Origin of the sequence: Desulfurobacterium sp., assembly GCF_027028515.1 — a bacterium.
GTDB lineage: Bacteria > Aquificota > Aquificia > Desulfurobacteriales > Desulfurobacteriaceae > Desulfurobacterium_A.
This window is the reverse complement of the sequence record NZ_JALVIW010000061.1, coordinates 1-23,639: the sequence shown is the minus strand read 5'-3', so window position 1 is coordinate 23,639 and position 23,639 is coordinate 1. Positions and strand designations below refer to the sequence as shown.

The 23,639-nt window shown below is 41.3% G+C and carries 24 protein-coding genes, 2 tRNA genes and 1 pseudogene; 7 read left to right on the top strand and 20 right to left on the bottom strand.

Annotated features, from left to right (window positions below; all coding sequences use genetic code 11):
• Positions 1 to 24: 24 nt before the first annotated feature.
• The 6 genes from MV676_RS05880 to MV676_RS05855 all read right to left on the bottom strand — a co-directional run bounded on the left by MV676_RS05880 (position 25) and on the right by MV676_RS05855 (position 6,892).
• On the bottom strand, positions 25 to 516 hold the full coding sequence (locus MV676_RS05880) for a metal-dependent hydrolase (RefSeq protein WP_297445785.1): 492 nt from the start codon (positions 514 to 516) through the stop codon (positions 25 to 27).
• Positions 513 to 1,154, bottom strand: coding sequence for an MBL fold metallo-hydrolase (locus MV676_RS05875; protein ID WP_022847279.1), 642 nt, complete (start codon positions 1,152 to 1,154; stop codon positions 513 to 515). The genes MV676_RS05880 and MV676_RS05875 overlap by 4 nt, the downstream gene beginning before the upstream one ends.
• On the bottom strand, positions 1,114 to 1,704 hold the full coding sequence (locus MV676_RS05870) for an NYN domain-containing protein (RefSeq protein ID WP_297445784.1): 591 nt from the start codon (positions 1,702 to 1,704) through the stop codon (positions 1,114 to 1,116). The genes MV676_RS05875 and MV676_RS05870 overlap by 41 nt, the downstream gene beginning before the upstream one ends.
• Positions 1,701 to 2,945: a cation diffusion facilitator family transporter gene (locus tag MV676_RS05865; RefSeq protein ID WP_297445783.1), complete on the bottom strand. Its 1,245-nt coding sequence runs from the start codon at positions 2,943 to 2,945 to the stop codon at positions 1,701 to 1,703. The genes MV676_RS05870 and MV676_RS05865 overlap by 4 nt, the downstream gene beginning before the upstream one ends.
• The gene (locus MV676_RS05860; RefSeq protein ID WP_297445782.1) at positions 2,942 to 4,483 is read right to left on the bottom strand and encodes an ATP-binding protein; all 1,542 of its coding nucleotides are present in this window, start codon (positions 4,481 to 4,483) and stop codon (positions 2,942 to 2,944) included. Before MV676_RS05860 ends, MV676_RS05865 begins: the two co-directional genes overlap by 4 nt.
• 66 nt (positions 4,484 to 4,549) lie before the next feature.
• Positions 4,550 to 6,892 carry an ATP-binding protein gene (locus MV676_RS05855; RefSeq protein ID WP_297445781.1) on the bottom strand — a complete coding sequence of 781 codons (2,343 nt, stop codon included), beginning with the start codon at positions 6,890 to 6,892 and terminating at the stop codon, positions 4,550 to 4,552.
• Positions 6,893 to 7,106: 214 nt separating this feature from the next.
• On the opposite strand from MV676_RS05855, the gene leuD reads away from it, so the two are divergent.
• The 7 genes from leuD to MV676_RS05820 all read left to right on the top strand — a co-directional run bounded on the left by leuD (position 7,107) and on the right by MV676_RS05820 (position 16,311).
• On the top strand, positions 7,107 to 7,613 hold the full coding sequence (gene leuD, locus MV676_RS05850) for a 3-isopropylmalate dehydratase small subunit (protein WP_022847284.1): 507 nt from the start codon (positions 7,107 to 7,109) through the stop codon (positions 7,611 to 7,613).
• 19 nt (positions 7,614 to 7,632) lie between these two features.
• On the top strand, positions 7,633 to 8,712 hold the full coding sequence (gene leuB / locus MV676_RS05845; RefSeq protein ID WP_297445780.1) for a 3-isopropylmalate dehydrogenase: 1,080 nt from the start codon (positions 7,633 to 7,635) through the stop codon (positions 8,710 to 8,712).
• Between the two features lie 250 nt (positions 8,713 to 8,962).
• Positions 8,963 to 9,826 (top strand): glycine--tRNA ligase subunit alpha, encoded by an 864-nt coding sequence (locus tag MV676_RS05840; protein ID WP_022847286.1) that lies wholly within the window; start codon positions 8,963 to 8,965, stop codon positions 9,824 to 9,826.
• Positions 9,816 to 11,876, top strand: a complete 2,061-nt coding sequence (gene glyS, locus MV676_RS05835) for a glycine--tRNA ligase subunit beta (protein WP_297445779.1) — start codon at positions 9,816 to 9,818, stop codon at positions 11,874 to 11,876. Before MV676_RS05840 ends, glyS begins: the two co-directional genes overlap by 11 nt.
• An 11-nt stretch (positions 11,877 to 11,887) precedes the next feature.
• The gene (gene ppdK / locus MV676_RS05830) at positions 11,888 to 14,566 is read left to right on the top strand and encodes a pyruvate, phosphate dikinase (RefSeq protein ID WP_297445778.1); all 2,679 of its coding nucleotides are present in this window, start codon (positions 11,888 to 11,890) and stop codon (positions 14,564 to 14,566) included.
• A 48-nt stretch (positions 14,567 to 14,614) separates the two neighbouring features.
• Entirely contained in the window at positions 14,615 to 15,517 is a 903-nt protein-coding gene (locus MV676_RS05825) for a thioredoxin domain-containing protein (protein ID WP_022847289.1), read from the top strand.
• Between the two features lie 2 nt (positions 15,518 to 15,519).
• Entirely contained in the window at positions 15,520 to 16,311 is a 792-nt protein-coding gene (locus MV676_RS05820) for an ABC transporter ATP-binding protein (RefSeq protein WP_297445777.1), read from the top strand.
• Here the strand turns inward: MV676_RS05820 and MV676_RS05815 are convergent.
• The 14 genes and pseudogenes from MV676_RS05815 to tuf all read right to left on the bottom strand — a co-directional run.
• Positions 16,305 to 17,270, bottom strand: a complete 966-nt coding sequence (locus tag MV676_RS05815; protein WP_027720059.1) for a bifunctional oligoribonuclease/PAP phosphatase NrnA — start codon at positions 17,268 to 17,270, stop codon at positions 16,305 to 16,307. The genes MV676_RS05820 and MV676_RS05815 overlap by 7 nt on opposite strands.
• Positions 17,271 to 17,275: 5 nt before the next feature.
• A complete protein-coding gene (rbfA, locus tag MV676_RS05810; RefSeq protein WP_022847292.1) occupies positions 17,276 to 17,590 on the bottom strand; it encodes a 30S ribosome-binding factor RbfA in 315 nt (104 codons plus the stop codon).
• Positions 17,587 to 18,915, bottom strand: coding sequence for a TldD/PmbA family protein (locus MV676_RS05805; RefSeq protein WP_297445776.1), 1,329 nt, complete (start codon positions 18,913 to 18,915; stop codon positions 17,587 to 17,589). The genes rbfA and MV676_RS05805 overlap by 4 nt, the downstream gene beginning before the upstream one ends.
• A gap of 30 nt (positions 18,916 to 18,945) precedes the next feature.
• On the bottom strand, positions 18,946 to 19,539 hold the full coding sequence (gene thyX, locus MV676_RS05800; RefSeq protein WP_297445775.1) for an FAD-dependent thymidylate synthase: 594 nt from the start codon (positions 19,537 to 19,539) through the stop codon (positions 18,946 to 18,948).
• Between the two features lie 2 nt (positions 19,540 to 19,541).
• Positions 19,542 to 20,249, bottom strand: coding sequence for a 7-cyano-7-deazaguanine synthase QueC (gene queC / locus MV676_RS05795; protein WP_022847295.1), 708 nt, complete (start codon positions 20,247 to 20,249; stop codon positions 19,542 to 19,544).
• Positions 20,249 to 20,770 carry a hypothetical protein gene (locus MV676_RS05790; RefSeq protein WP_297445774.1) on the bottom strand — a complete coding sequence of 174 codons (522 nt, stop codon included), beginning with the start codon at positions 20,768 to 20,770 and terminating at the stop codon, positions 20,249 to 20,251. Before MV676_RS05790 ends, queC begins: the two co-directional genes overlap by 1 nt.
• Before the next feature lie 21 nt (positions 20,771 to 20,791).
• A tRNA-Pro gene (locus MV676_RS05785) sits at positions 20,792 to 20,868 on the bottom strand.
• A gap of 73 nt (positions 20,869 to 20,941) precedes the next feature.
• Complete coding sequence (rplA, locus tag MV676_RS05780; protein WP_297445773.1) at positions 20,942 to 21,667, bottom strand: 50S ribosomal protein L1; 726 nt, start codon at positions 21,665 to 21,667, stop codon at positions 20,942 to 20,944.
• A 71-nt stretch (positions 21,668 to 21,738) separates the two neighbouring features.
• Positions 21,739 to 22,164 (bottom strand): 50S ribosomal protein L11, encoded by a 426-nt coding sequence (gene rplK / locus MV676_RS05775; protein WP_022847297.1) that lies wholly within the window; start codon positions 22,162 to 22,164, stop codon positions 21,739 to 21,741.
• Between the two features lie 25 nt (positions 22,165 to 22,189).
• Complete coding sequence (nusG, locus tag MV676_RS05770) at positions 22,190 to 22,924, bottom strand: transcription termination/antitermination protein NusG (protein WP_297445772.1); 735 nt, start codon at positions 22,922 to 22,924, stop codon at positions 22,190 to 22,192.
• A 4-nt stretch (positions 22,925 to 22,928) separates the two neighbouring features.
• Entirely contained in the window at positions 22,929 to 23,117 is a 189-nt protein-coding gene (gene secE, locus MV676_RS05765) for a preprotein translocase subunit SecE (RefSeq protein ID WP_022847299.1), read from the bottom strand.
• A gap of 24 nt (positions 23,118 to 23,141) precedes the next feature.
• A tRNA-Trp gene (locus MV676_RS05760) sits at positions 23,142 to 23,217 on the bottom strand.
• A gap of 31 nt (positions 23,218 to 23,248) precedes the next feature.
• Positions 23,249 to 23,413, bottom strand: coding sequence for a 50S ribosomal protein L33 (gene rpmG / locus MV676_RS05755; RefSeq protein ID WP_076712945.1), 165 nt, complete (start codon positions 23,411 to 23,413; stop codon positions 23,249 to 23,251).
• 86 nt (positions 23,414 to 23,499) lie between these two features.
• A pseudogene (gene tuf / locus MV676_RS05750) lies at positions 23,500 to 23,639 on the bottom strand (elongation factor Tu); the annotation flags it as partial.

The following is a 23,639-nucleotide window of genomic DNA, read 5'->3' as shown; positions in this document are numbered from 1 at the left end:
ATTTAAAGTTGCCGGTGACAAATCCTATTTTAGCATATTCATTAGCAATGAAATATTGTCTCTTCCGAAAAACGCCTCAACCGTAATGGTCTCTGTCTTTAAAAGTACGGCTAAAAAGAAAATCAAAAGAGTAACAACAACAATTTCCGAAACTTTGCCGCTCTTTAAAAGCTTAAAAGAGAATCTCTGACCGTAAGAAAACCCAATGGGAATTCCAAGGGGCGTCAGAGCATCAAGAAAAAGGTGAGAAAGGTAACCTGCAGCAAAAGAGAGAATGTCCCTATAAACGGCATACGGAACACTACCTTTTAACACAACTGCAACACAGATAAAAATTAGCGGAACAGCAACATGGTGGGTTATTCCTCTATGTGCATTAAAAAGCGTTCTCTTCTTTGGGAACCTTTTCCCTACATCAATATCGGGGAGGACTGAACCAACCACCGCCGGAAAAATCGGCAGTTTGAAGTAGAGAGCAACTGCCACTCCAGCAAGCACATGAGTTCCTGTTGTCATATAATAAACTCCCTGATGAAAGGATTATCAAGAAGCTCCTGTTTCACCGTGGTCGTAGGCCCATGACCGGGAATGATGACTGTATCCCTGTTGAGCCTGTCAAGAAGTCTAACAATGGATCTTTTCAAGGTTTCGTAATCACTTCCAGGAAGGTCGTAACGCCCAATGCTTCCCTTAAAGATTAAATCCCCAACTATCACAAAATTATCATCTTTGCTGTAGAGGGATATGCTTCCAGGTGAATGACCGGGCGTGTAAAAAACGTTAAATTCATTCTTCCCAATGGTAATAACATCACCTTCGTCAACGGTTCTATCAGGTGGCGGTGAATATTCGGCACCAATGCTTCTCCCAAATTCAGACTCTATCCAGCGGTTAACGTTTTCTGCAGCTGCTGGATGCATTATCAGCTCTGCATCCGGGAACTCTATCTTTGCCCAGGCGTTTTTCGCAACATGGTCGGGATGCTCATGAGTATTCACTATGTACTTTACCTTTACCTCATTCCTGTCTGCCACGCCGATTATTTCATCAAGTTCGCCGGCAGGATCAACAATCATTCCCTCCCTGCTGTCCAAGTCATAGACAAAGAGCGTGTTAACCGCCAAAAGGCCCAGCGGAAATATCTTCACCACCATGGCTGTTCTCCTCTTTTAAAACTATAAAATCTGAAACTTCGTAAAGATCAATGTACTCATCAGCTGCAACAATTAGTTCCTTGGCCGTAATAGGTTTGAAGGAAATCACCTCAACCTTAATTCCCTTTGCTTTCAGGAAATTGACAAGGTCAACAAAATCACCGTCACCACTCATTAAAACGGCAACATCTATCTTTCCCGATTCAGCCATGGCTATAGCATCAATGGCTATCCCCATGTCCCAATCGGCTTTGTACTCAATCTTATCCCAGCTGTAAAACTTTTTCGGCTGCTTCAATTTAATCTCATAACCGAGACTTCTCAAAACATACAGAAAACTTCCCTGATTCACGTTATCAAGATCCACAAGATAAGCTATCGCTCTGTGCAGCTTCCTTCCCCTAACAGCTATTTCAAGAAGCCTTTTAAAATCTATTTTCTTCTTTAAGGTGTTCCTTGCACCGTAGTATAGATTTTGCATATCGATAAAAACGGCAACTTTCAAATGCCCGTAAACCGAATCTCTTTCTATGTAGTCTCTGGCTTTCACCTGCTCCCTCCTGCTCCTTCTCTCAAAAATATAAGAGGAGACTGACACTTAAAATTTTCAGAGGACAACCTGTCAAGAAATTCATAAGGGTTTATCACCCCATCAACAACGGCAAGCTTAATTCTATTTTCCGCCATTGCATAAAGAACACCCCTGTGAGATGGTACTTTAGGAAGAATTATACACGTTACACCTTTACTTTTAAGGAATTCAACGAGCTCTATACCCCTTCCCCTTTCTATGTTTTTAACAGGATTAACATAAATTTTAGTGCTTTCTAAGAGCTTTCTCTTCTTATCAACGACGGCAATTAGAACGAAATCACATTTACCAAACCCTTCACAAAATCTATCTTTTGAATCAAGAGGCATTGCTATTACCTGCTTCCGCGGCTCATAAGGCTCCGGATGGATTATTACTTTTTCAACAAAAGGTATCTCTTTTTTAACTTTCTGCTCTATGGCATCTACAATTTCGTGAGCTTCTTCAAGAGAGTCACAATCGATATAGACTTCAGCCTCTATAAATTTGTAACTTCCTGAATTTCTGCCTCTTATAGATTTTATTCCTGCAACTTCTGGAAATTCAAGCATTATGTTCTTAACCTTTTCCAGAGTTTCTCTATCTATCGAAGCATCCAGCAAAACCTTCAAAGATTCAAGCAGTATTTCAAAACCGGCACGGAATATAAGCACAACAACAACTGCCACGGCCATCTTTTCTATCCACGGATAGCCCGCATAATTCGCGATAACACCTACAAGAACCACAGCAGCACTGAACATGTCGGTTTTAATATGTTCTGCATCTGCAATAAGGCTTGGAGAATTCAATTCCTCTCCCTTTTTTCTCTCGTAAAAGGAAAAAACAAGCGTGAGAATAAAAGTTGCAAAAATAGCCACAAGAGCCACCGGCAGGTTCGTTACTCTTTCCCTTCCTCCTCCAAGTAGAGAATGCTTTGCTATCTCATATCCCGCAAGAAAAATTGCAAAAGAACTCACTATGGCAACTATGTTTTCAACCTTGTAAAGACCATAAGGAAACTCTTTTGACTTCATGTTAGCAATGGTTATACCGGCATAGACAGAAACGGCCGCTGCCAGGTCAGAGAGAGAGTGAATTGCATCTGCTATCAAAGCCGCAGAGTTCGAAGCAAGCCCCGCTGAAAGTTTAATGGTAAAGAGTATTAAATTAAAGAAAACAGACATAAGAGCTATCTTCTTTTTTTCTCTATATATCAAAATTCCTCCTCATCACTGTAAAAAGAGTCTATCTCTTTCACCAAATCTCTCTTCTTCTGCATAACTTTCGCCCACTCTTCCACAGCACTCCTATCATTTCCCGACATTTTTCCTCTTGCTAACCTTATTTTTACAAGAGCAGGAACCGGTATCATCTTCCCCATAACAAGAGCTTCCCCGACATTAAGAGAGGATAGTTGTTCAACAAGCTCGCTGCTTAAAGATTCTGCCGCCTGTTGAACGTGCCGCTGGTCGCTCGGTTCAACAAGTTTAAGAATAATCATGTTGTTTGCCTGAGAAAGGGCATTAACATCAAGGGCTTTTGGCCTCTGACTGACGAGACATAACCCGAGTCCAAACTTCCTCCCTTCCCTTGCAACTCTTGATATCCAGTACTTAGAACGGGTATTAACGGAAGAAGAGGCAAGTATGTGAGCTTCTTCAAGTATAGAAAACACGGGGAATTCAAGTCCGCCATCGTAACCGTGAACAAACCGCTTCCTCTTTTCAAGCAGGTTCCTCAAAACGTGGCTTACAATAATGTCAGCAATTTTCTCATCAACATGAGAAAAATCGATAACATTAAGGCGGGCCGGTTCTATCTGATCAACTATCGGCTTTTGAAAAAGGTCAAAAAGTTCACTGTAAGCATCTTCCATGTCCTCGACTTTGTTGAGAACGCCTATGATAGATCTCCTGTCATCTTTTATGTCCGGATCCTCCCTGGCCTGTTCTCTATACATTTCAAGCTCACCCTTCAACCTTCCCCAGAAGGCATCAACCTGAATGGCACCGGATGAAATGTCCTCTATAGTTGCCCTAAAAGCCCTTCTCAGATATCTATCTTGAATAAACGAGTTGTCATCAACGTTGGCAAACTGTCTGAACTCCTTGTAGCTAAGATGAACAGGGTTCAACTTCAGCTCAAGTCGCTTAACAACATTCTCTCCGTCCATCCTGTAATTAAAATTTACGTACTCACCGTGCATATCAAAGACAAGAACGGCTGCTGACTTTTCCAGCATACCCTCTATAATCACGGAAACCGTGTTTGACTTACCACCTCCAGTAACGGCAAGCACGGCAAGATGCCTGCTAACTATCTGGTCAACATCAACATAAACGTCAACATCCTCTCTTGTAAGGAGAGAACCTATGCAAATTTTTTTACCATCGTCTCTTCCAAACACTTTACGCAAAGTATCCGATGAAGCAAGATATATATCAGTTCCGGGCGGCGGCGGAACCCGTGGAATAAACATGTTCTTATCCACATCACCCAAGATTGATATCTTCCCATAGAAAAACAGACGTCTGTTGGAAATCCGCTTTAACTTCTCTATATCATCAAAATCAAAATCGTCATCAAAAAGCTTGGTAGAACAGGAAATTGACTTAATAAATCCCAAAACACATGCACTTTCGTAGTTAAGCTCCACATACTCACCAAGCGAAACCTTCTTGGGACTTATAAAAAAAACTTCCTTGGGGGTAGATTCGTTCAAACATACACCTATTTTTTTCCTTTTCTCAGCCATTTTTAACACTCCAAACAGAAATAATCAAGAAAAAATTTTTTCTGTGAATGTACAAAGGAATAAGAATCATCCCTTTTCTTTTCTCATTTTGTAATTAGTAGCATAAGTTAACGCTTTACATAACTGCTCAAATTCAATAGGTTTAACAAGGTAACCGTCAGCCCCTGCTTTCATTGCTTTTTCTTCAGAATCTCTAAACGCATCTGCCGTGAGAATAAAAATGGGAACATCTATACCTTTTTTACGTATCTCTTTAACTGCCGTAAGTCCATCCATAACAGGCATTTTTAAATCCATCAAAATTATGTCATAATTATTCTTTTCCGCCTCTTCAACCGCTTTCTTCCCATTATCAACAATTCTCACATGCTCTATGCCGAATTTCTTCCTCAAAAGTTCCCTGATAAAAATCTGGTTAACAAGAACATCCTCAGCAACAAGAACCTTTAGATTTTTATCCACTTTTCTGCATTTAACAGATTTCACAGCAGACTGTTTTGCAGGCGCCTTTGTCTTTTTAAGAGAGAGCAATACATAGAAGGTGGAACCCTTACCGGGCACACTTTCAACCCAGACATCACCACCCATTATGTTGGCAAGTTTCTTGGTTATAAAGAGACCCAATCCCGTTCCTTCAACTTTTTTGCTTATGTTGCTTTTAATCTGAGAGAAAGGTCTGAAAAGTAATGGTTGCTTTTCGTAAGGAATGCCTATTCCCGTATCTTTAACGTAAAATAGAAGTTTGACAACTTCGCCTTCGTCTTTTTTCTTCTTGAGTCCGACCTCTATATAACCTCTCTCTGTAAACTTGGCAGCATTTGAAAGAAGGTTAAAGAATATCTGTTTGATTCTCTTCTCATCAGCTACAACCCATATCTCCTCTTCCGGAAAGTTAAACCTTAACTTCACACCTTTCTTAAGGTTTGAAGAGATAGCGTAGGCCGTTTCCTTCAAAACCTTTATTATGTTTAGAGGTTCTGTACAAAGCTCTATCTGCTCTGCCTGGATTTTTGCTACATCCAGAATATCATTGACAAGGCTTAAAAGCTGCTTGGCACTTGAAAGGGCAAGTTCCACATACTCTTTGTCCTTTTCGCTGAGTTTATCTGACTGCGATAAAAGGTTCAAAAAGCCGATGATACCATTAAGGGGCGTCCTGATATCATGAGAAACCGTTGCAAGAAAAATTTTCTGGCTGGAAAGGGCATTTATCAAATAAATTGCCATATCTTCAAGAGACCTCGCTATATGGATAAGAAATTCTGGAATTTTTGAATAGTCAATCGTTGATGGAATGTAACTCTTTCCTTCCCTTATGGCTTTAGAAACTTCCTCTCTAAACCGCTCAATTTCATCAGCCGCAACCATCGTTTCATCTTTTAGCCTTTTAAGTGTTCCATAAATCTGCTTGTAGATTCCCCTGTTGTCAGCAGGAATAACACAATTAAAACGATTTTCACACGTTTCGCAGGAACGAAGACCCTTAAAACACTCTATCCACCTTAAAGTTGCCTGAGCAGCCTCAGCCCATTTATCAGATATAGCATTTAAAAGCTCTCCTATATCCTTCCACTTACCTTCAAGATCATCTATCCGGATTTTCTCAATACGCCCGGACTGGAAATTTTGAAGCATAAACTTTATCCTGCCAAGCAACGTAAAAATAAGCTTTGCCGTATCTTCAGACGCTTTAAATGCCTCACCTATCTCATCGTCCGTTTTATACTTTTCAGGAACACTTGAAAGTTTACAGACAAGACCTGATGGAATGCTTGAAATAGCGCGGGTCAGCTTGTTTAATCTGTAAGATACATCCCTCAGCATCATAGCTATCAGAAGAAAAACAAAAGTTCCAATAACTATGTAAATACCTTCAAGTTTATAAAAAAGCCGCCTTTCACCACTCTTCTTCAGCTTATCAACTATAAGCCCAAAAGCCTCTTTTAACGGCGCCGCTTCCTTTAGCAACACTTCTGGCGGAACTTTTCCGGACAAAAGATCTTTTTTGAGCTTACTCCAAACTTCATTAACAACTTTTAGCTCTTGAGAATACTTCTTCTCTTTTAAAAGACCTCCGTCAACAACAAACTTTTCCCCCAGAGACGCCTCATGACGAAGACCTGTAAAGTGAATAAAAACACCTCCCTCTCCAAGAGCCTTAAGATTCTTATCAAAAATAGCCATAGTACGCTTCAGATCCTGCTTCTCATGGCCTTTAAAACCCTTCACAAATCCCATAGTATAGTCAAGAAGCATCCTCTCAAGAAGATACCTTTCTGTACTCACAGCTTCTATCTTCTCATCCACTTTCTCATGAATATGCATGCTGTACATACCTGTAGTGGAGGCCAGGAAGCCAAAAAAACCCATAACGGAAAGGAGAAGTATAAATTTCGTCCTGATTTTCATCTCAATCACACCTCAAAACAATATGGCATTTCAACATTTAAATATAAAACACAGAACTATCCCTCGCCGTATCAAATCAAAGCGACTATATACAAAAAGTAACGATAACATATATTTATACCAGTCATTATACTTTTCCAGTTTCAAGATGCTAAAATTCCTTCAATCAAAACTTAACCGGTAAACTATAATGTTGCTACAGGAGGATTTATAGATGAACGAAGAAACTTACAGAGGCAGAGCCTTCAAGTTTGGAGACGACATAAATACGGATGAAATTATACCTGCAAGGTACCTCAACACATCTGACCCGGCAGAGCTTGCAAAACACTGCATGGAAGATGCAGACCCCGAGTTTCCTTCAAAGGTTCAGAAAGGTGACATTATCGTTGGCGGAAAAAACTTTGGATGCGGATCTTCAAGAGAGCACGCACCAATAGCCATAAAAGCTGCTGGAGTTTCCGCAGTTATAGCCAGGTCTTTCGCAAGGATCTTCTACAGAAACTGCATAAACATAGGACTTCCAATCTTTGAATCACCGGAAGCCGTGGAAGGTATAGAAGAAGGAGACATCGTAGAGGTTAACCCGGCAACAGGCGTAATAAAAAACATAACGAAGGGAACAGAATTTAAAGCTACACCTATACCACCTGAAATAAGAAAAATAATGGATGCCGGTGGCCTGATGGAATATGCAAAACAGAAGCTCCAGGAAAAATAAAGTAACAGGAGGCAGAAAGTTGAAAGAGTTTAACATCGCAGTTCTCCCGGGCGACGGGATAGGCCCAGAAATCGTAAAACAGGCCATTAAGGTTATGGACGCCGTGGCTGAAAAGTTCAACCTTAAACTTAACTACGAATATGGGCTTATTGGCGGAGCGGCCATAGACGAAACGGGTAACCCATTTCCTGAAGAAACAAAAGAGATGGTTCTAGGGTCAGATGCGGTTCTCCTTGGCGCCGTGGGTGGACCAAAGTGGGACAACCTTGAATTTTCAATAAGACCTGAAAGGGCTCTTTTAGGTCTAAGAAAGCTACTTAACGCATTTGCCAACTTAAGGCCTGCAAAACTATACGACGAGCTCATAGATGCCTCTTCTCTAAAACCCGAAATCGTTAAAGGCGTTGACATAATGGTTGTTAGAGAACTCAACAGCGGTATCTATTTTGGAATTCCTAAAGGAATTTTCATTGACGGTGACGAAAAGGTTGGCATAAACACTCTAAGATACTACGAGCATGAAGTTGAAAGGATTGCAAAGGTTGCTTTTGAAGTGGCAAGAAAGAGAGGGAAAAAAGTTACCAGCGTTGATAAGGCAAACGTCCTGGAAGCTACAGTTCTCTGGCGAGAAGTTATGGAGAAAGTTCATCAGGATTATTCCGATGTTGAGTTAAACCACATGTACGTTGATAACGCCGCAATGCAAATAATCAGATGGCCCAAACAGTTCGATGTTATAGTTACAACGAACATGTTTGGCGATATCCTCTCCGATGCCTGTGCCATGTTGACAGGTTCTCTTGGAATGCTCCCATCTGCAAGCATCGGTGGAAAAATCGGTCTTTACGAACCAATCCACGGCTCTGCTCCCGACATTGCAGGTCAGAACATAGCAAACCCAATTGCAACAATAAACTCTGCTGGAATGATGTTTACATACTCGTTCGACATGGCTGAAGCTGAAGAAGCCATAGACAGAGCAGTAAGAACCGTACTCGCAAAAGGATACAGGACAAAAGACATAATGTCCGACGGATGCAAAGAGGTAACAACTGAAGAGATAGGAGACCTTATTGCAGAAGAAATCAGAAACAACTGACCATACCGGGGCAGGAGTTTTCCTGCCCCTTCAATGTTCTTTAATCTATAAATTTCTCAATAACAGGAAAAATCAAAACATAATTTCCTGAAAGAATTAACTAACCAATTGATAAGACAACCGTCATAAGCGATAAATATAGAAAATTTAATATTAAAATTATTAGCGATTTCAGAAAAAAGCGAGCGTTTGACTACCAGAAAAAGAGATTTTAAAATAAGCGTGAAATTACGAGGCAATGGAGAATAAGGTGACTTTTCAGGAACTGATATTTAAGCTGGAAACTTACTGGTCTGAAAAAGGGTGTGTCATTGGAAAAAGCTACGACGTTGAGCAGGGTGCAGGAACAATGCACCCTTTTACATTTTTAAAAGTACTTGACTCAAAGCCCTGGAACGTGGCTTATGTCCAGGCATGCAGAAGGCCTGCCGATGGAAGGTATGGTGATAATCCCAACAGACTTCAGAGATACTTCCAGTTTCAGGTAATCCTTAAACCTTCTCCTGAAAATGCACAGGAACTTTATCTTGGAAGCTTAGAGGCCCTCGGCATCAGCCCTTACAAACATGACATAAGATTCGTTGAAGACGACTGGGAATCACCTACATTAGGCGCATGGGGGCTCGGCTGGGAAGTCTGGCTTGATGGAATGGAGATAACACAGTTCACCTACTTTCAGCAGGCAGGTGGAATAACTCTCAATCCAGTATCTGTGGAAATAACATACGGACTTGAAAGAATTGCAATGTACATTCAAAATGTTGACAGCGTTTACGACATTATCTGGACAAACGGCGTAAAGTATGGTGATCTTTACAAAGAAGCTGAATATCAATGGTCTGTCTATAATTTTGAAGAAGCAGATGTTGAAATGCTGTTCAAACTCTTTTCAATGTACGAAGTAGAGTCTAAACGACTTATAGAGAAAGGCCTGGTGCTTCCAGCTTACGATTACTGCCTAAAATGTTCTCATGTATTCAATGTGCTTGACGCAAGAGGTGCAATATCTGTGGCAGAAAGAGCATCTTACATCGGAAGAGTCAGAAAACTTGCAAATTTGTGTGCGAAAGAATACTTGAAAAAAGAGAAAGAGGTAACAGCAAGTGAAGGCTGAAAATTTTATACTTGAGATCGGAACAGAAGAACTTCCAGCATCCTTTATAGAACCGGCACTCCAGAGCATAAAAGATCAATTTAAAAAATTACTATATGATTTCCGGCTGACGGCAGAAACAGTTGAAACGTTTGGAACACCAAGGAGATTAATACTTATTGCCACCGGAATTCCTGTAAAAGAATCTGACAGAGAAGAAATAATTACGGGCCCCTCCTGGAAAGCTGCCTTTGATGAAAATGGAAATCCAACAAAAGCAGCCGAAGGATTTGCCCGTTCAAAAGGTGTTTCCGTTAATGATCTCATAAAAATAGAAACGGAAAGGGGCGTTTACGCTGGAATAAAAAGAACGGTAAAGGGAAGAAAGACTAGAGACATCTTGTCTGAAAAAGTTCCTGAACTTATAAAAAGCATCCCTTTCAAAAAGAGCATGCGCTGGGGAAGTGGAAGTTTACGGTTTGGAAGACCAATAAGATGGATATGTGCCGTTTTTGGTGGCGAAACCGTCAAATTTTCACTTGATGGAATAGAAAGTAAACCGTTTTCAAGGGGACACAGATTTCTTGCCCCGGAACCTTTTAACGTTTTAGAAGTCGAAGATCTCATCACCGAACTCGAATCAAGATACGTTATAGCTGACATAGAAAAGAGAAAATCAATTATCCTTGACAGCGCAGAAGATTTAGCAAAACAGGCAGGTTGCATTTTAGTAGAAGATGAAGATCTGCTTGAAGAGGTAACCAATTTAGTTGAATTTCCTTATCCTATCATAGGAACCTTTGAAGAGCGCTTTCTCCAGCTTCCCGAAGAGGTTCCAATAGTTGTGATGAAAGAGCATCAAAGATACTTTTCAGTAAGAGATAAAAACGGAGACCTTAAAAACTACTTCATAGCCGTAGCAAACATAAAACCGCCTGAAGAAGAGGTGGTAAGACAGGGATACGAAAAGGTATTAAGAGCAAGACTTTCTGACGCTCTGTTTTTCTTTAAAGAAGATAGGAAGAAAAAACTGGAAGAGCGTGTTCCTGAACTAAAAGGTGTCATTTTCCACGATAAACTGGGAACTATGTTTGAAAAGGTGGAAAGGCTTAAAAACCTTACCCCGAAAATTGCAAAACTGATAGACGGTGATGAGAAAAAATCAGAAAGAGCTGCGTTCCTTTCAAAGGCAGACCTTGTAACCGAAATGGTGAAAGAATTTACAGAACTCCAGGGGGTTATGGGCAAAAACTATGCCCTCCTTGATGGTGAAGACGAAGAAGTAGCGGAAGCTATATTTGAACAGTATTTACCACGATTTTCAGATGATAGAACGGCAGAAACAAAAACCGGTATAGCACTCTCTCTCGCAGAAAAGTTTGACAACATTGTCGGTTTCTTCGGTATTGGATTAAAACCTACAGGTTCAATGGATCCTTTTGCCCTCAGAAGAAACGCCATAGGAATAATCAGAACGTTAACGGAAAACGGTATTCTTATAGACATAATGGAAGTTGCAAAACTTACATTTGACACATACAGAAATCAGGGGAAAAAGCTCCCCGAAAGTAACCCCGAAGAGGTAGTAAACTTCATAAAAGAGAGGCTAAAAGCACTGCTTTCTGAAAGGTTCCGTCAGGACACGGTGGATGCTGTCCTTGATGTAACAGACAACCTGACCGACGCCGTAGAAAGAATAAAAGCAATAGACGAACTTAGAAGTGACGAGGACTTTGAGCCCGTACTGATAACAATGAGAAGGGTCATGAACATAATTCCTGAAGATTTCACTGCTGACGAGAAAGAGATAGAGACGGACAACGAATACGAAAAACAGCTCTTAGAAGCTTTCAACCGCGTAAAAGCAGAGATTGAAAACGACATAAAAAGTGGCGACTACAAATCCGCACTCCTGAGGATAGGCAACCTTAAAAAGAACGTTGACCTCTTTTTTGACAACGTTATGGTTATGGATAAAGATGAAAAGGTCAAAAACCGCAGACTGTCCATTTTAAAGCTAATTTCAGAAACTCTTTCGCAACTTGCGAACTTTAGAAATATTAGAAGTTAGGGGGCGGCATAATGGCTAAGAGAGTCTATTTCTTTGGAAACGGAAAGGCAGACGGAACCGCACAAATGAAGGATTTGTTAGGCGGCAAAGGGGCGAACCTTGCCGAAATGACAAACCTTGGATTACCTGTTCCACCGGGTATTACGATAACAACAGAGGTGTGTAAGGAATACTTTCAGCTTGGACAAAAGTTTCCTGAAGGACTATGGGATGAGATCCTTGAAGGAATGAAAAAGATTGAAGAAGTTGTTGGCAAGAAGTTTGGCGACAGAAAAATGCCACTTCTTGTAGCTGTTCGTTCAGGTGCTCCAGTCTCCATGCCCGGAATGATGGATACGATTCTTAACCTGGGTCTTAACGACGAATCTGTGGAAGGCCTTGCTGAAAGCACGGGAAATGAGAGATTCGCATGGGATTCTTATAGAAGATTTATACAGATGTTCGGAAACGTCGTTATGGGTATTCCACACGAAAAGTTTGAAGAAATCTTAGAAGCAAAGAAAAAAGAAGTCGGTGCAGAAGCTGATATAGATCTTACCGCAGAAGATTTTAAAGACATCGTCAAAAAGTACAAAGAGATGATTAAGAGGGAAACCGGACAGGAATTCCCCCAGGACCCTTACAGGCAACTTGAAATGGCAGTAAGGGCTGTTTTTGACTCCTGGAACAACCCGAGAGCCATAAGGTACAGAGAAATCAACAAAATCCCCGAAGATTACGGAACAGCGGTTAACGTTGTTGCAATGGTCTTTGGAAACATGGGAGATACTTCAGGAACAGGTGTTGCGTTTACACGTAACCCTTCAACAGGTAAAAATGAATTCTACGGCGAATATCTCAAAAACGCGCAGGGAGAAGATGTCGTTGCCGGTATAAGAACACCACAACCGCTCAGAAAATCACAGAAAACTGACGATTCTCAAGTATCCCTTGAAGAGGAATTCCCTGAGGTTTACAAAGAGCTTGAAAGAATAAGAGATATACTTGAGAAGCACTACAGAGATATGCAGGACATAGAGTTCACTATAGAAAACGGCAAGCTATACATGCTTCAAACAAGAACAGGCAAGAGAACGGCAAGAGCAGCTGTAAAGATCGCCGTTGACCTTGTAAAAGAAGGACTTATAACAAAAGAAGAAGCCATTATGAGAATAGACCCTTCACTAATCAACCAGCTTCTCCACCCTATGATTGACGAAGAGGACAAGAAGAGGGCAATTGCAGAGGGAAGACTCATAACAAAAGGACTACCAGCTGCTCCGGGCGCTGTATCTGGAAAGGTTGTTTTCTCTGCTGATGAAGCCGTTGAAATGAAAGAGAAAGGTGAAAGGGTGATTCTTGTAAGACATGAAACTTCACCTGAAGACATTCACGGAATGCACGCAGCTGAAGGTATCCTAACGGCAAGAGGCGGCATGACCTCACATGCAGCTGTTGTTGCAAGAGGAATGGGTAAAACATGCATTGTAGGTGCCGAAACAATAACCGTTGACTACGACAAGCAGGAATTCAGAGTTGGTGATATTGTTGTCAAAAAAGGCGACATCATCACTATAGACGGTTCAACCGGTGAAATTTTCCACGGCGAAATAAAAACCATTCCGGCTAACATTTCAGGTGAGTTTGAAGAACTGATGAAGTGGGCCGATGAAATAAGAGACCTCAAGGTAAGGGTCAATGCAGATACACCTGAAGATGCCCTTCAGGGAAGAAAGTTTGGCGCTGAAGGTATAGGCTTGTGCAGAACAGAACATATGTTCTTCAACGAAGAAAGAATCCCGGTTGTTAGAGAAATGATCCTCGCAAAGACAAAGGAAGAGAGAGAAAAGGCCCTCAAAAAACTCCTTCCAATGCAAAAGAGTGACTTCAAAGCAATCTTTGAAGTTATGGACGGGCTCCCAGTAAACATAAGACTCCTTGACCCACCACTTCATGAATTCCTTCCAAAGACAGAAGAGGAGTTTGAAAAGACCGCTAAAGAAATGGGAATATCCGTTGAAGAGATAAAGAGAAGGGCTGAAGAGCTCCATGAAGTTAACCCCATGCTTGGACTTAGAGGTTCAAGGCTCGGTATTGCCTACCCTGAAATATACGAAATGCAGGTAAGAGCAATAATAGAAGCCGCGTGCGAGTGCAAGAGAGAAGGTATAGAAGTCAAACCGGAAATAATGCTCCCTCTCATTGCAGACGATAGAGAACTTGCAGAGCTTAAAAGAATGATAGACCGGGTTGCTGCAGAAGTGTTTGTTGAAACAGGCGTAGAAGTTCCTTATCAGGTTGGAACGATGATAGAGATACCGAGGGCAGCTCTCATAGCAGATCAACTTGCAAGAGATGCTGAATACTTTTCATTCGGAACAAACGACCTCACACAGATGACCTTTGGCCTTTCAAGAGACGATGCCGGAAAGTTCATCGGAAAATATGTGGAAAAGGGCATCCTCAAAGGCGATCCATTTATGCATATTGACGAAAATGGTGTTGGACAACTCATAAAAATCGCTATAGAAAAAGGAAACCGTACTAGACCAAACATCAAAACGGGTGTCTGTGGTGAACACGGTGGAGACCCACGCTCAATCAACTTCTTCCAGCAAGCTGGCATCCAGTATGTAAGTCCATCACCGTTTAGAGTTCCAATAGCAAGACTTGCAGCAGCACAGGCGAAGATTAGATTAAATACCAAGTAAAAGGGGGGAATTCCCCCTTTTCAAATAAATTTAACCTGAGGTGAGACCATGAGACGTCTTATTTATCTTGCTATTGCAGTTGCTGCAACCACATCATTTTCATGTGCCCAGACCCAGACAGCACAGACCGGCACAGCAAATTCAAAAGACGTAAAAACGCTCATCAAAAAAATGTTCGGTCACGCGGGCGGAAAAAATCTTGAGCTTGTTGATGTAGAACCAACAAATAAAACGGTAACCCTGAGAGCATACAAGTTAAAATTCAAAGACAAAGCGGGAAGCAGATACATCTATGGCTACGTATGGATGACAGACAACGGTAAAAAAATGGCTTTAAAGCTTTACAGATTTGACTCAGAAACAAAGGGAGGCATGCCGCTTGCATCTGTAATAGAACCAAAAAAACGGGAAGAAATGATCAAAACCGATTTAACCTGGTTTAAAAAAATACTCAAAGAACTTAACGAAAACAACATACCTCATGTTGTCGGAAACGGCAACAAAACCGTATATATAGTATGGGATGTCTACTGCCCATTCTGCTACGAAAACTTCTCAAAAGTTGCAGAGTCTTTAAAGAAAGGGATAAAGCTCGTTTTCGTACCTCTTCCCGTTCACGGTCAACGTTCTATAAAAGGTTTTGTCTACTACACCTATCTTGCCAGAAAATATGGAGCCCAGAAAGCGATGGGACACATATTCATGAGAGGAAACGGAAACTTCATAAAATTTAACAAGAGTTTAGCTGAAGAGGTCGCAAAGAACTACAACAAAATACCGGAAAAAGAGAGAAAAGAGCTTGAGAAATTCTACACAAAAATCAGAGCTGACCTGCTTAAAAAAGGCATAAATGCAACGCCAACAATCATCTACATTCCGCCAGGCGAAAAGAACAAAGGATACATCCATAGAGGATTTATTCCTTTCAACCAGCTCTTCAAGTTAAAGTAACGATGAAAAACCACGGTATTGAGCTTAAAAACTTAACCGTAGGTTACAACATAAAAAAGCCCCTGATTAAGGGGCTCTCTCTATTTATGGATGAAGGAGAGTTCTGGGTAGTCGTAGGACCTAACGGGGCTGGAAAGTCAACACTTTTAAAAACCATATTAGGAATAGTTCCGCCGCTTGATGGTGAAATCTACATCCACGGCGTCAACTGTACAGATACAGGCTATTGTGAAGAAAAGCGGTTTCTAAGTTACGTCCCCCAGATGGAAAGTTACTCAAAAATCTTTCCGGCAACCGCCTTTGACATCGTAATATCAGGACTGTTCCCGAGAAAAGGACACTTTGAACCTGTAACCAAGAAGGATAAAGAGCTGGCTCTTCACTGGCTGAGAACACTTGAACTTGACCATCTCGCCGATAAACCCTTTTCAAAACTCTCAGGGGGGCAGCAGAGGAAAATTCTCATAGCAAGAGCCCTTGTTGGTAATCCCCACTACCTTTTCCTCGACGAACCCACAACCGGCGTAGATATCAAAAGCTCAAGAAAGATTCTCAACATAATAGCCAGCCTCAACAAAAATAAAAAGTTTGGTATTCTTATGGTTACCCACGACCTGAATTTCGTCTGGCCGTACATTGAAAAGGTAATCATCGTTGGAAACGGCAAATTTGTAGCTGGAAAAAAAGAGGAAATAATAAACGAACGAGTTCTATCGGAAATTTACGGAGTAAATGTAAAGATTATCGAAACTCCAGGAGGTCCCATATTCCTTATAGGAGACAAACATTATTGAAAGAGAGCACTTTCAATTACTTTGAAGAGTTCCTCTTTTAATCTTTCAAGTCCTCCTTCACCGGCATATTCAAACCCTGCCGCCATAACATGTCCACCACCACCAAACTTCCTTGAAATGTCAGCAACATCCACTTTCCCTTTAGAACGGAGAGAAACCTTCCACTTTCCTGCTTCATACTCTTTAAAAAACACAGCCACTTCAACGCCGTCAATTGATCTGGGGTACTTTATAAAACCTTCCGTTTCCTCAATACCAGCACCTGTTTCTTCAATAAATCTTTGATAAAGCGTAATGTAAGCAATTTTTCCATCAAGAGCAAAGTCTAAAGTTTCAAGAACCTTTTGAAGCAACTTTATTCTGGTTACCCGATTCCTTTCGAAAAGGTTCTTTATAACAGTGTAAGGATTTATCCCTTTCTCAAGTAAAAACGCAGCATTTCTCAACGTTTGAGGTGTTGTAGAGCTGTAACCAAAACTCCCCGTATCGGTAACCATACCTGTATATATCGGAAGAGCTACATCATAATCTATAAGCTCTTCTCCTATCAGTTTCATTATTTCAAGAGAAAGCTCGCACGTGCTCGGCATAGAAGGTTCAACTATTGCAAACGTACTCTGGGGATTTGCCGTTGCATGGTGATCTATAACAAGAGAATTTCTTGCCGAAATGGATTCAAAACCTGTTCTTGAAAGTTCTGAAACATCAAGAATTATAGCCCAATCAAACTGTTCTTCTATCTTTTTTGAAGAGACAATTTTCCCTACATTAGGCAAAAAGTCATAAAAATAGGGAACCTCATCGTAAAGAATCACTTTTACATTACTTTTAAGTTTCCTCAAAAAATTGAACCACCCGAGAGCACTTCCTATCGCATCACCATCTGGATTTTTATGGGATGTAATAAGTATCCTTCCTCCCATATTCTCTATAAGCTGAGCAACCTCTCTCCTTGTCATTATTTTCAACGCACGTCTCCTAACATAATATCAGGTGCTACTTTAAACTCAGGTCTTGGAACAACTTTCATCCTGAGACGCTTCCCAAGCAGGTGATGGATATATCCGGCTGCGTGATTAAGCACATTCACCATCACTGCCGCCTCTTCACTCTTTAAAGCGGAAATATAAACAACTGCCTTCCGCCCGTCCTTTGAAACATCAACGGAAAAGACAGAAACAAAAGATACACCTTCCGGTTTATCTATCTCAAATGTGATGATGTCAGAAATTTCCCTTCTTAAAAGAGACTCTATTCTCTCCTTACGCCTATTTTTCATACGCCACCAACCGTAAGTTCTTTAACTAAAACAGACGGACTGCTTATATTTCCTATCCACCTGCTATCCCTTCCAACCTCACTTATGTTGTTTAAGAGATGCTTAACGTTGCCTGCAACAGTACATCCAACAACAGGCTGAACAACACTACCTTCTTTTAAAAGAAGGCCGCTGACACCGATAGAAAACTCACCAGAAATAGGATTAATGGTGTGAATGCCCATTGCGTCGGTTATAACCAAAACCTCTTCCGGCGTTCTTACAAGACTTTCAAAAGACAGAGCTCCGGGCTCAACTACAAGATTCGTAACGCCAGGTTGTGGAAGGGAAGCAATACCGGTTCTTATACCGTTTCCGGTAGTTGGATGGTTCAACCTCCTGGCTGAGTATATATCAACTAAAAAGTTTTTGAGAACACCTCTCTCTATAATGGCTTTCTTCCTGGTAACTGTTCCCTCATCATCGTAGGGTCTCGAACCGATTCCATCCTCAAGGTGGGGATTATCGTATATGGAAAGAACATGACTTGCAACTTCAAATCCCAATTTACCGGCAAACAGGGACTTTTTGCGCAAAACATTGTTACCCAAAAACCCTGCAGATAGAGCATCTATAAGCTCAGCAAAAACAACGTTCTTGAATATAACAGGTATCTTTCTCGTTTTCATTGGTTTTGCACCTAAAAGAGAAACCGCATTTTCAACAGCTCTCATCGCAACAATATCGGTATTAAGCTGAGAAAAATGTCTAACAATATCAAAATCCCAGCCCATCTGACTGTCACCGTTCTCTTCCGCCTTGAGCATAACACTAAGTGAAAAAGAAGTTGTCTCGTAAGAGAAAGAGTGATCGTTCGAGTTGTAATAGAAAACCCTAGTAATAGAGTCATTGTAGGACGCCTTTCTTACAACTTTCACCCTTTTATCAATAGAACGAACTTTCTCCTCAAGCTGGCGTGCTACTTCAACCTTTCTTTCAATGGAAATATCTCTGAAATTTTCATCATAAAGAGGAAAGTCAAGTGAAGCTTGAGCAGGCATAGAAAGCTCGTACTCATCAGGATCAGCACCCCTTGCGTTCTCCCTGGCACACTCAATAGCTATCCTTATTCCATCATCACTCGTATCTCTGGTGTAGGCAAAACCGAGACGGTCATCAACGATAACCCGTATAGCAACGCCTTTTTTAACGGGAACCTTAATCTTTTCCACAGTCCCATCCTTAACTTCAACACTATAGCCTTCAGTGGAAACAGCATATATATCAAACTTTCCTATATCTTGCTTCTTCAGGATGCTTATTACCCTTTCAAGTCCTCTTTCCATAAACAGCCTCCTGTGTTAAGCCTGCCTATTCTACAGGTTTTCAAAAAATGAAACAACCTCTCTCTGCCTGCCACATGTCTTTTCACCTTCAGGACAAACACCTGTCATGTAACAGACAGGGCCAACTTTCTCAAAAATTTCCGGGAGTTTCTCCCTCAAAAGTTTAAGCATCTTAACAGCCATTTCTCTTATTTCCCACTGAGCCCTGTTGCAGGTTCTCAATCTTAAAAAATGAATAAGCTCCCTTCCACTCATTGTAAACACGATCCTTGTAGAACAGGCGTTGGGGAGAACAAACCTCGCATCTTCTTTAGGAACGCCTGTTTCTACAAAAGACTCATAAACGCTACCGAGAAAGGACATTACTTCGTCAAAAGAGAACCTTCCCATTTCTGTTTCAACGTACTTATCTTCAAGAGATTCTGGCTTCACATAGGGAAATTTTTTCATAGAAACATACCTTTGAGACTGCTGACTGTAAGAAGCCGGCCTGTGACGTACAAGTTGATGGGAGCATGCTCTTGATATCCCATCTACAAGGAATGTAAAAAAAACATGCTTTTCTAATTCCTCTTTTTTAATATCAATATCTGGAATGTTGAAATCAAGAAGTATAACTTTCATAATCACCCCTGAATTTTTCCTTCCTGCTTTAGCCGTCTTATAAGATGATCCTCTTCCCCAACTTCTTCCCAGCCTTTAGCCCTCAAAATACAGCTATCACATTTGCCACACGGAATTTCACCACCCCTGTAACATGAAATAGAGTATGAATAATCGGCACCAAGGGAAAGGCCAAGTTTAATTATTTCCCCTTTCGTCAACCTTATTAAGGGAGCGTGAATGTGCCATCTGCCACCTTCAGCACCTACCTTCGTTCCCCTATTTAACGCTTCTTCCATAGACTTAAGGAACTCGGGTCTGCAATCTGGATATCCACTGTAATCAACCGCATTCCATCCGCCAGCTATATCTGTACACCCTTTAGTTTCCGCATAAGCAGCCGCTATGGAAACGAAAATACCATTTCTAAAGGGAACATATGTAACGGGGATACCTCTTTCTTTTATTTCTTCAATACTGTGGGCTTCCGGCACATCTATATTTTTATCTGTGAGAGCTGAACCGCCAATTTTTGAAAGGTCAATCTCAAAAAGCTTGTGCTCTTTAACACCTGCATTTTCAGCAATCTTCTTTGCCATTTCAACTTCTATACTGTGCCTCTGCCCGTAAAAGAACGTTATTGCATACACATCGCTAAAATGGTTTTTAGCCCAGTAAAGGACGGTCGTTGAATCGAGACCCCCGGAAAGAATAACAACGCAGGAACTCATCACTTTACCTCTTTTACCTTAATAGGTTTAACTTTCAAACTGCAGATACCATCTGTTATCACCACTTCTTTAATCTTTCTACCAGCGTAAATGTAGGTTTCGGTCAACTTACCAAAAGAGAATTGCAACTCATAAGGTGTTATTATTTTATACGATTTTTCGTAGATATAACCTGTAAGCATCGATTTTAGTTGCTGAGGAGAACGGAGATACTTTGCAAAAGGGGCAAGGTTTCTATCTGCAAACAGCTCACCATCTTTTATAACTATTCTCCCACCATAAACACCAGCCGTCCCGTAAACCCTTATTAAAGCTCTACTGCCATCAACAAACAGGAGAGCTTTTCCAGAGACTGCCGTCCCATTGAAACACGAAACTGAACATTCAACTATACCTTTTATCTCTTTAGATGGCCTCTTAATGAAGTTCCAGGGATAGGGTACTACCGACGGTTTTGTTTGAAAAACGCAGGAAGATAAAAGGAGTACTGGCAAGACAAGAAGGAATATCCACCTTTTCATTATTTTTCCCGCAATATAAAATGGTCGGGGCGACCCGACTTGAACGGGCGACCTCTGGCCCCCCATGCCAGCGCGCTACCAGGCTACGCCACGCCCCGACACATTGAGTAAATATAAAAACTTCAGATAAAAAATCAACAAGAAAAAAGGGGGGAAGCCCCCTCAGCAGTATTATTCAAGAGATTGAGCTTTGTTTATAGCATCAAAGATGTCTATCTTAACACCGGGATCCATTGATGCTGATATAGCCATACTTTTAACGTACTGCCCCTTAGCACCTGAAGGTTTGGCAGCAAGAATTGCCTTTATAAGCGTAAGGGCGTTTTCAAGAAGTTTCTTTTCATCAAATGAAACTTTACCTATTGGTGCATGAACAATACCGGCCTTTTCAACTTTAAAGTCAACTTTACCGGCTTTTGCATCTTTAACCGCTTTTGCAACATCAAAAGTAACGGTTCCCGTCTTCGGGTTAGGCATAAGACCCCTTGGACCAAGAATCCTGCCCAGTCTTCCCACTTTACCCATCATGTCAGGTGTCGCAATGAGAACGTCAAAGTCAAGCCAGCCCTGCTGGATCTTCTGAATGAGATCATCACCGCCAACAAAATCTGCGCCAGCCTCTTTCGCTTCATTGAGTTTTTCACCTTGAGCAATAACGGCAACTTTAACATCCTTTCCAAGACCGTGAGGTAGAACTACACTTCCCCTTACCATCTGATCCTGATACTTAGGATCAACATTAAGCCTTACTGCAAGTTCCACGGTCTGATCAAAGTTCCTCTTTGTTACATCTGCCATCTTTTTAACGAGAGAAACCGCTTCGTCAATTGGATATGTCTTTGTCCTGTCGATGAGGGCAAGTGCGTTCATGTACTTCTTACCGTGTTTTTTAGCCATTTTCTCCTCCTGTCGGCATTCTAATCTTCATGCCTCCCACCATGAAAGGTGGTAAACGTTAATACTTTTAATCAGTCAACTACTTCCACACCCATGTTTCTGGCCGTTCCTTCGATTATTCTCATGGCAGCTTCTATATCGTAACAGTTAAGATCCGGCATTTTTGTCTCTGCGATCTGCCTAAGCTGATCTCTTGTAATTTTTCCGACCTTTTCTTTCTTTGGCATATGAGCACCTTTATCTATTCCGGCCGCCTTTTTAATGAGAACAGAAGCCGGAGGCGTCTTCATTATGAAAGTAAATGACCTGTCAGCGTAGATAGTTATAACTACAGGAATAACTAGCCCTTTCTTGTCCGCAGTTGCAGCATTGAACGCCTTTACAAATTCCATAATATTAACACCGTGCTGACCAAGTGCCGGACCAACCGGTGGTGCAGGTGTAGCTTCGCCAGCAGGCAGTTGAAGTTTAACTTCAGCAACAACCTTTTTTGCCATTTTATTCCTCCGCTATTTATCTCATTTAGCTTACTTTCTCTATCTGGTCAAACTCAAGCTCAACCGGTGTTTGCCTATCAAAAATGTTAACTAAAACAATAACCTTTTCTCTCTCCGCATCAATTTCTGATATAACACCCTCAAAGCCAATAAATGGTCCTTCTTTGATCTTAACTCTGTCGCCCCTGTCAAACTTAAGTTTGGTAACCTTAGGCACACCTTTCTCAAGCCTTTCTCTCATTGCAACTATTTCAGATTCCGGTACAACTACCGGCTCTCCACCCGTGCTAACAAATCCGAGCACTCTCGGAACAGCTCTAACCGTGCTCCTTACTCTGTTATCAAGTTCCGCTTTTATGAACATGTAACCGGGATAGAGTTTATCTCTCAACTCTATCTTCGCCTCTGCCTTGAGATCAGGACACTTTATTTTCTGGCCGATTCTATCTATTGGTTTTTGAGGAAGACACCCCTTCTTTGTCTCTACAGGTTCCGCCCAAACCTTACCATTTTCAATGTGAAAAACTACCTTTTTTCCATCGTCCGTTTCCACCTCATAGGTAACAGCCTCACCTTTTAGAGGGAAAACAGCCTTTTCCTTTCCAGCAACCTTTATAACGACCCTTTCATTTGCCGGTATAAAAATCTCTTCCACCTTATCCAAGAGCCCTTCCTGTTGCAGGGCTTTAACGATATTAGCTCTCACTCTGTCTTCAAAACCAGACTGAACGTGAAGGGTGTACCATCTGCTCTCAGCCATTAACTTAAACCCCTTGTTTGATTATGAACTGAAGAAGTTTCGTAAATATCATATCTATAATCCAGAAGTACGCAGCTATTATACCTGTAAAAGTAAGTACTCCAATGGTACCTTCCACTACCTCTTCCCTATTAGGCCAGGTAACTCTATTTAGTTCCTGCTTAACTTCCTTAAGAAAAGTCACCGGGGACATTTGCCCTCCACAAAATAAATAAAATGGCAGGCCAGGAGGGACTTGAACCCCCAACCGCCGGATTTGGAGTCCGGTGCCCTGCCAATTGGGCTACTGGCCTACCCTTTATGTTTCGCGTGTGAGAATATAACCTATTTTACTTCTCTATGCAAGGTGTGTTTATTGCACCAGGGGCAATACTTTCTAAGCTCAAGTCTCTCCTGAGTATTTCTCTTGTTTTTAGTAGTAGAGTAGTTTCTTCTCTTGCACTCTGTACATGCAAGCTGAATTATCTCACGAGGTCCCTTCTTGGCCATTTCAAACTCCCGGATGATGAGGTTTTACAAAATTAAGGGCATCCACAAGGGATGCCCGCCGATGAGAATTTATGTATTTTTTTCAATTAGTCAAGGATTTCAGTAACAACACCTGCACCTACAGTTCTACCACCTTCACGGATAGCAAATCTGAGTCCCTCTTCTATAGCTACAGGTTTGAGTAGTTCTACTTCAAATGTTACGTTGTCTCCAGGCATTACCATCT

Bases quoted from the DNA above. Each gene is read 5' to 3' on its own strand.
- nusG (WP_297445772.1), bottom strand. From the start codon at position 22,924: ATGGCTGAGAGCAGATGGTACACCCTTCACGTTCAGTCTGGTTTTGAA.
- rpmG (WP_076712945.1), bottom strand. From the start codon at position 23,413: ATGGCCAAGAAGGGACCTCGTGAGATAATTCAGCTTGCATGTACAGAG.
- rplK (WP_022847297.1), bottom strand. From the start codon at position 22,164: ATGGCAAAAAAGGTTGTTGCTGAAGTTAAACTTCAACTGCCTGCTGGC.
- MV676_RS05875 (WP_022847279.1), bottom strand. From the start codon at position 1,154: ATGGTGGTGAAGATATTTCCGCTGGGCCTTTTGGCGGTTAACACGCTC.
- MV676_RS05790 (WP_297445774.1), bottom strand. From the start codon at position 20,770: ATGAAAAGGTGGATATTCCTTCTTGTCTTGCCAGTACTCCTTTTATCT.
- MV676_RS05860 (WP_297445782.1), bottom strand. From the start codon at position 4,483: ATGGCTGAGAAAAGGAAAAAAATAGGTGTATGTTTGAACGAATCTACC.
- secE (WP_022847299.1), bottom strand. From the start codon at position 23,117: ATGTCCCCGGTGACTTTTCTTAAGGAAGTTAAGCAGGAACTAAATAGA.
- ppdK (WP_297445778.1), top strand. From the start codon at position 11,888: ATGGCTAAGAGAGTCTATTTCTTTGGAAACGGAAAGGCAGACGGAACC.
- thyX (WP_297445775.1), bottom strand. From the start codon at position 19,539: ATGAAAGTTATACTTCTTGATTTCAACATTCCAGATATTGATATTAAA.
- MV676_RS05855 (WP_297445781.1), bottom strand. From the start codon at position 6,892: ATGAAAATCAGGACGAAATTTATACTTCTCCTTTCCGTTATGGGTTTT.
- MV676_RS05880 (WP_297445785.1), bottom strand. From the start codon at position 516: ATGACAACAGGAACTCATGTGCTTGCTGGAGTGGCAGTTGCTCTCTAC.
- MV676_RS05815 (WP_027720059.1), bottom strand. From the start codon at position 17,270: ATGACAAGGAGAGAGGTTGCTCAGCTTATAGAGAATATGGGAGGAAGG.
- MV676_RS05805 (WP_297445776.1), bottom strand. From the start codon at position 18,915: ATGGAAAGAGGACTTGAAAGGGTAATAAGCATCCTGAAGAAGCAAGAT.
- MV676_RS05825 (WP_022847289.1), top strand. From the start codon at position 14,615: ATGAGACGTCTTATTTATCTTGCTATTGCAGTTGCTGCAACCACATCA.
- MV676_RS05820 (WP_297445777.1), top strand. From the start codon at position 15,520: ATGAAAAACCACGGTATTGAGCTTAAAAACTTAACCGTAGGTTACAAC.
- queC (WP_022847295.1), bottom strand. From the start codon at position 20,249: ATGAGTTCCTGCGTTGTTATTCTTTCCGGGGGTCTCGATTCAACGACC.
- leuD (WP_022847284.1), top strand. From the start codon at position 7,107: ATGAACGAAGAAACTTACAGAGGCAGAGCCTTCAAGTTTGGAGACGAC.
- rplA (WP_297445773.1), bottom strand. From the start codon at position 21,667: ATGGCTAAAAAACACGGTAAGAAGTACATGAACGCACTTGCCCTCATC.
- rbfA (WP_022847292.1), bottom strand. From the start codon at position 17,590: ATGAAAAATAGGCGTAAGGAGAGAATAGAGTCTCTTTTAAGAAGGGAA.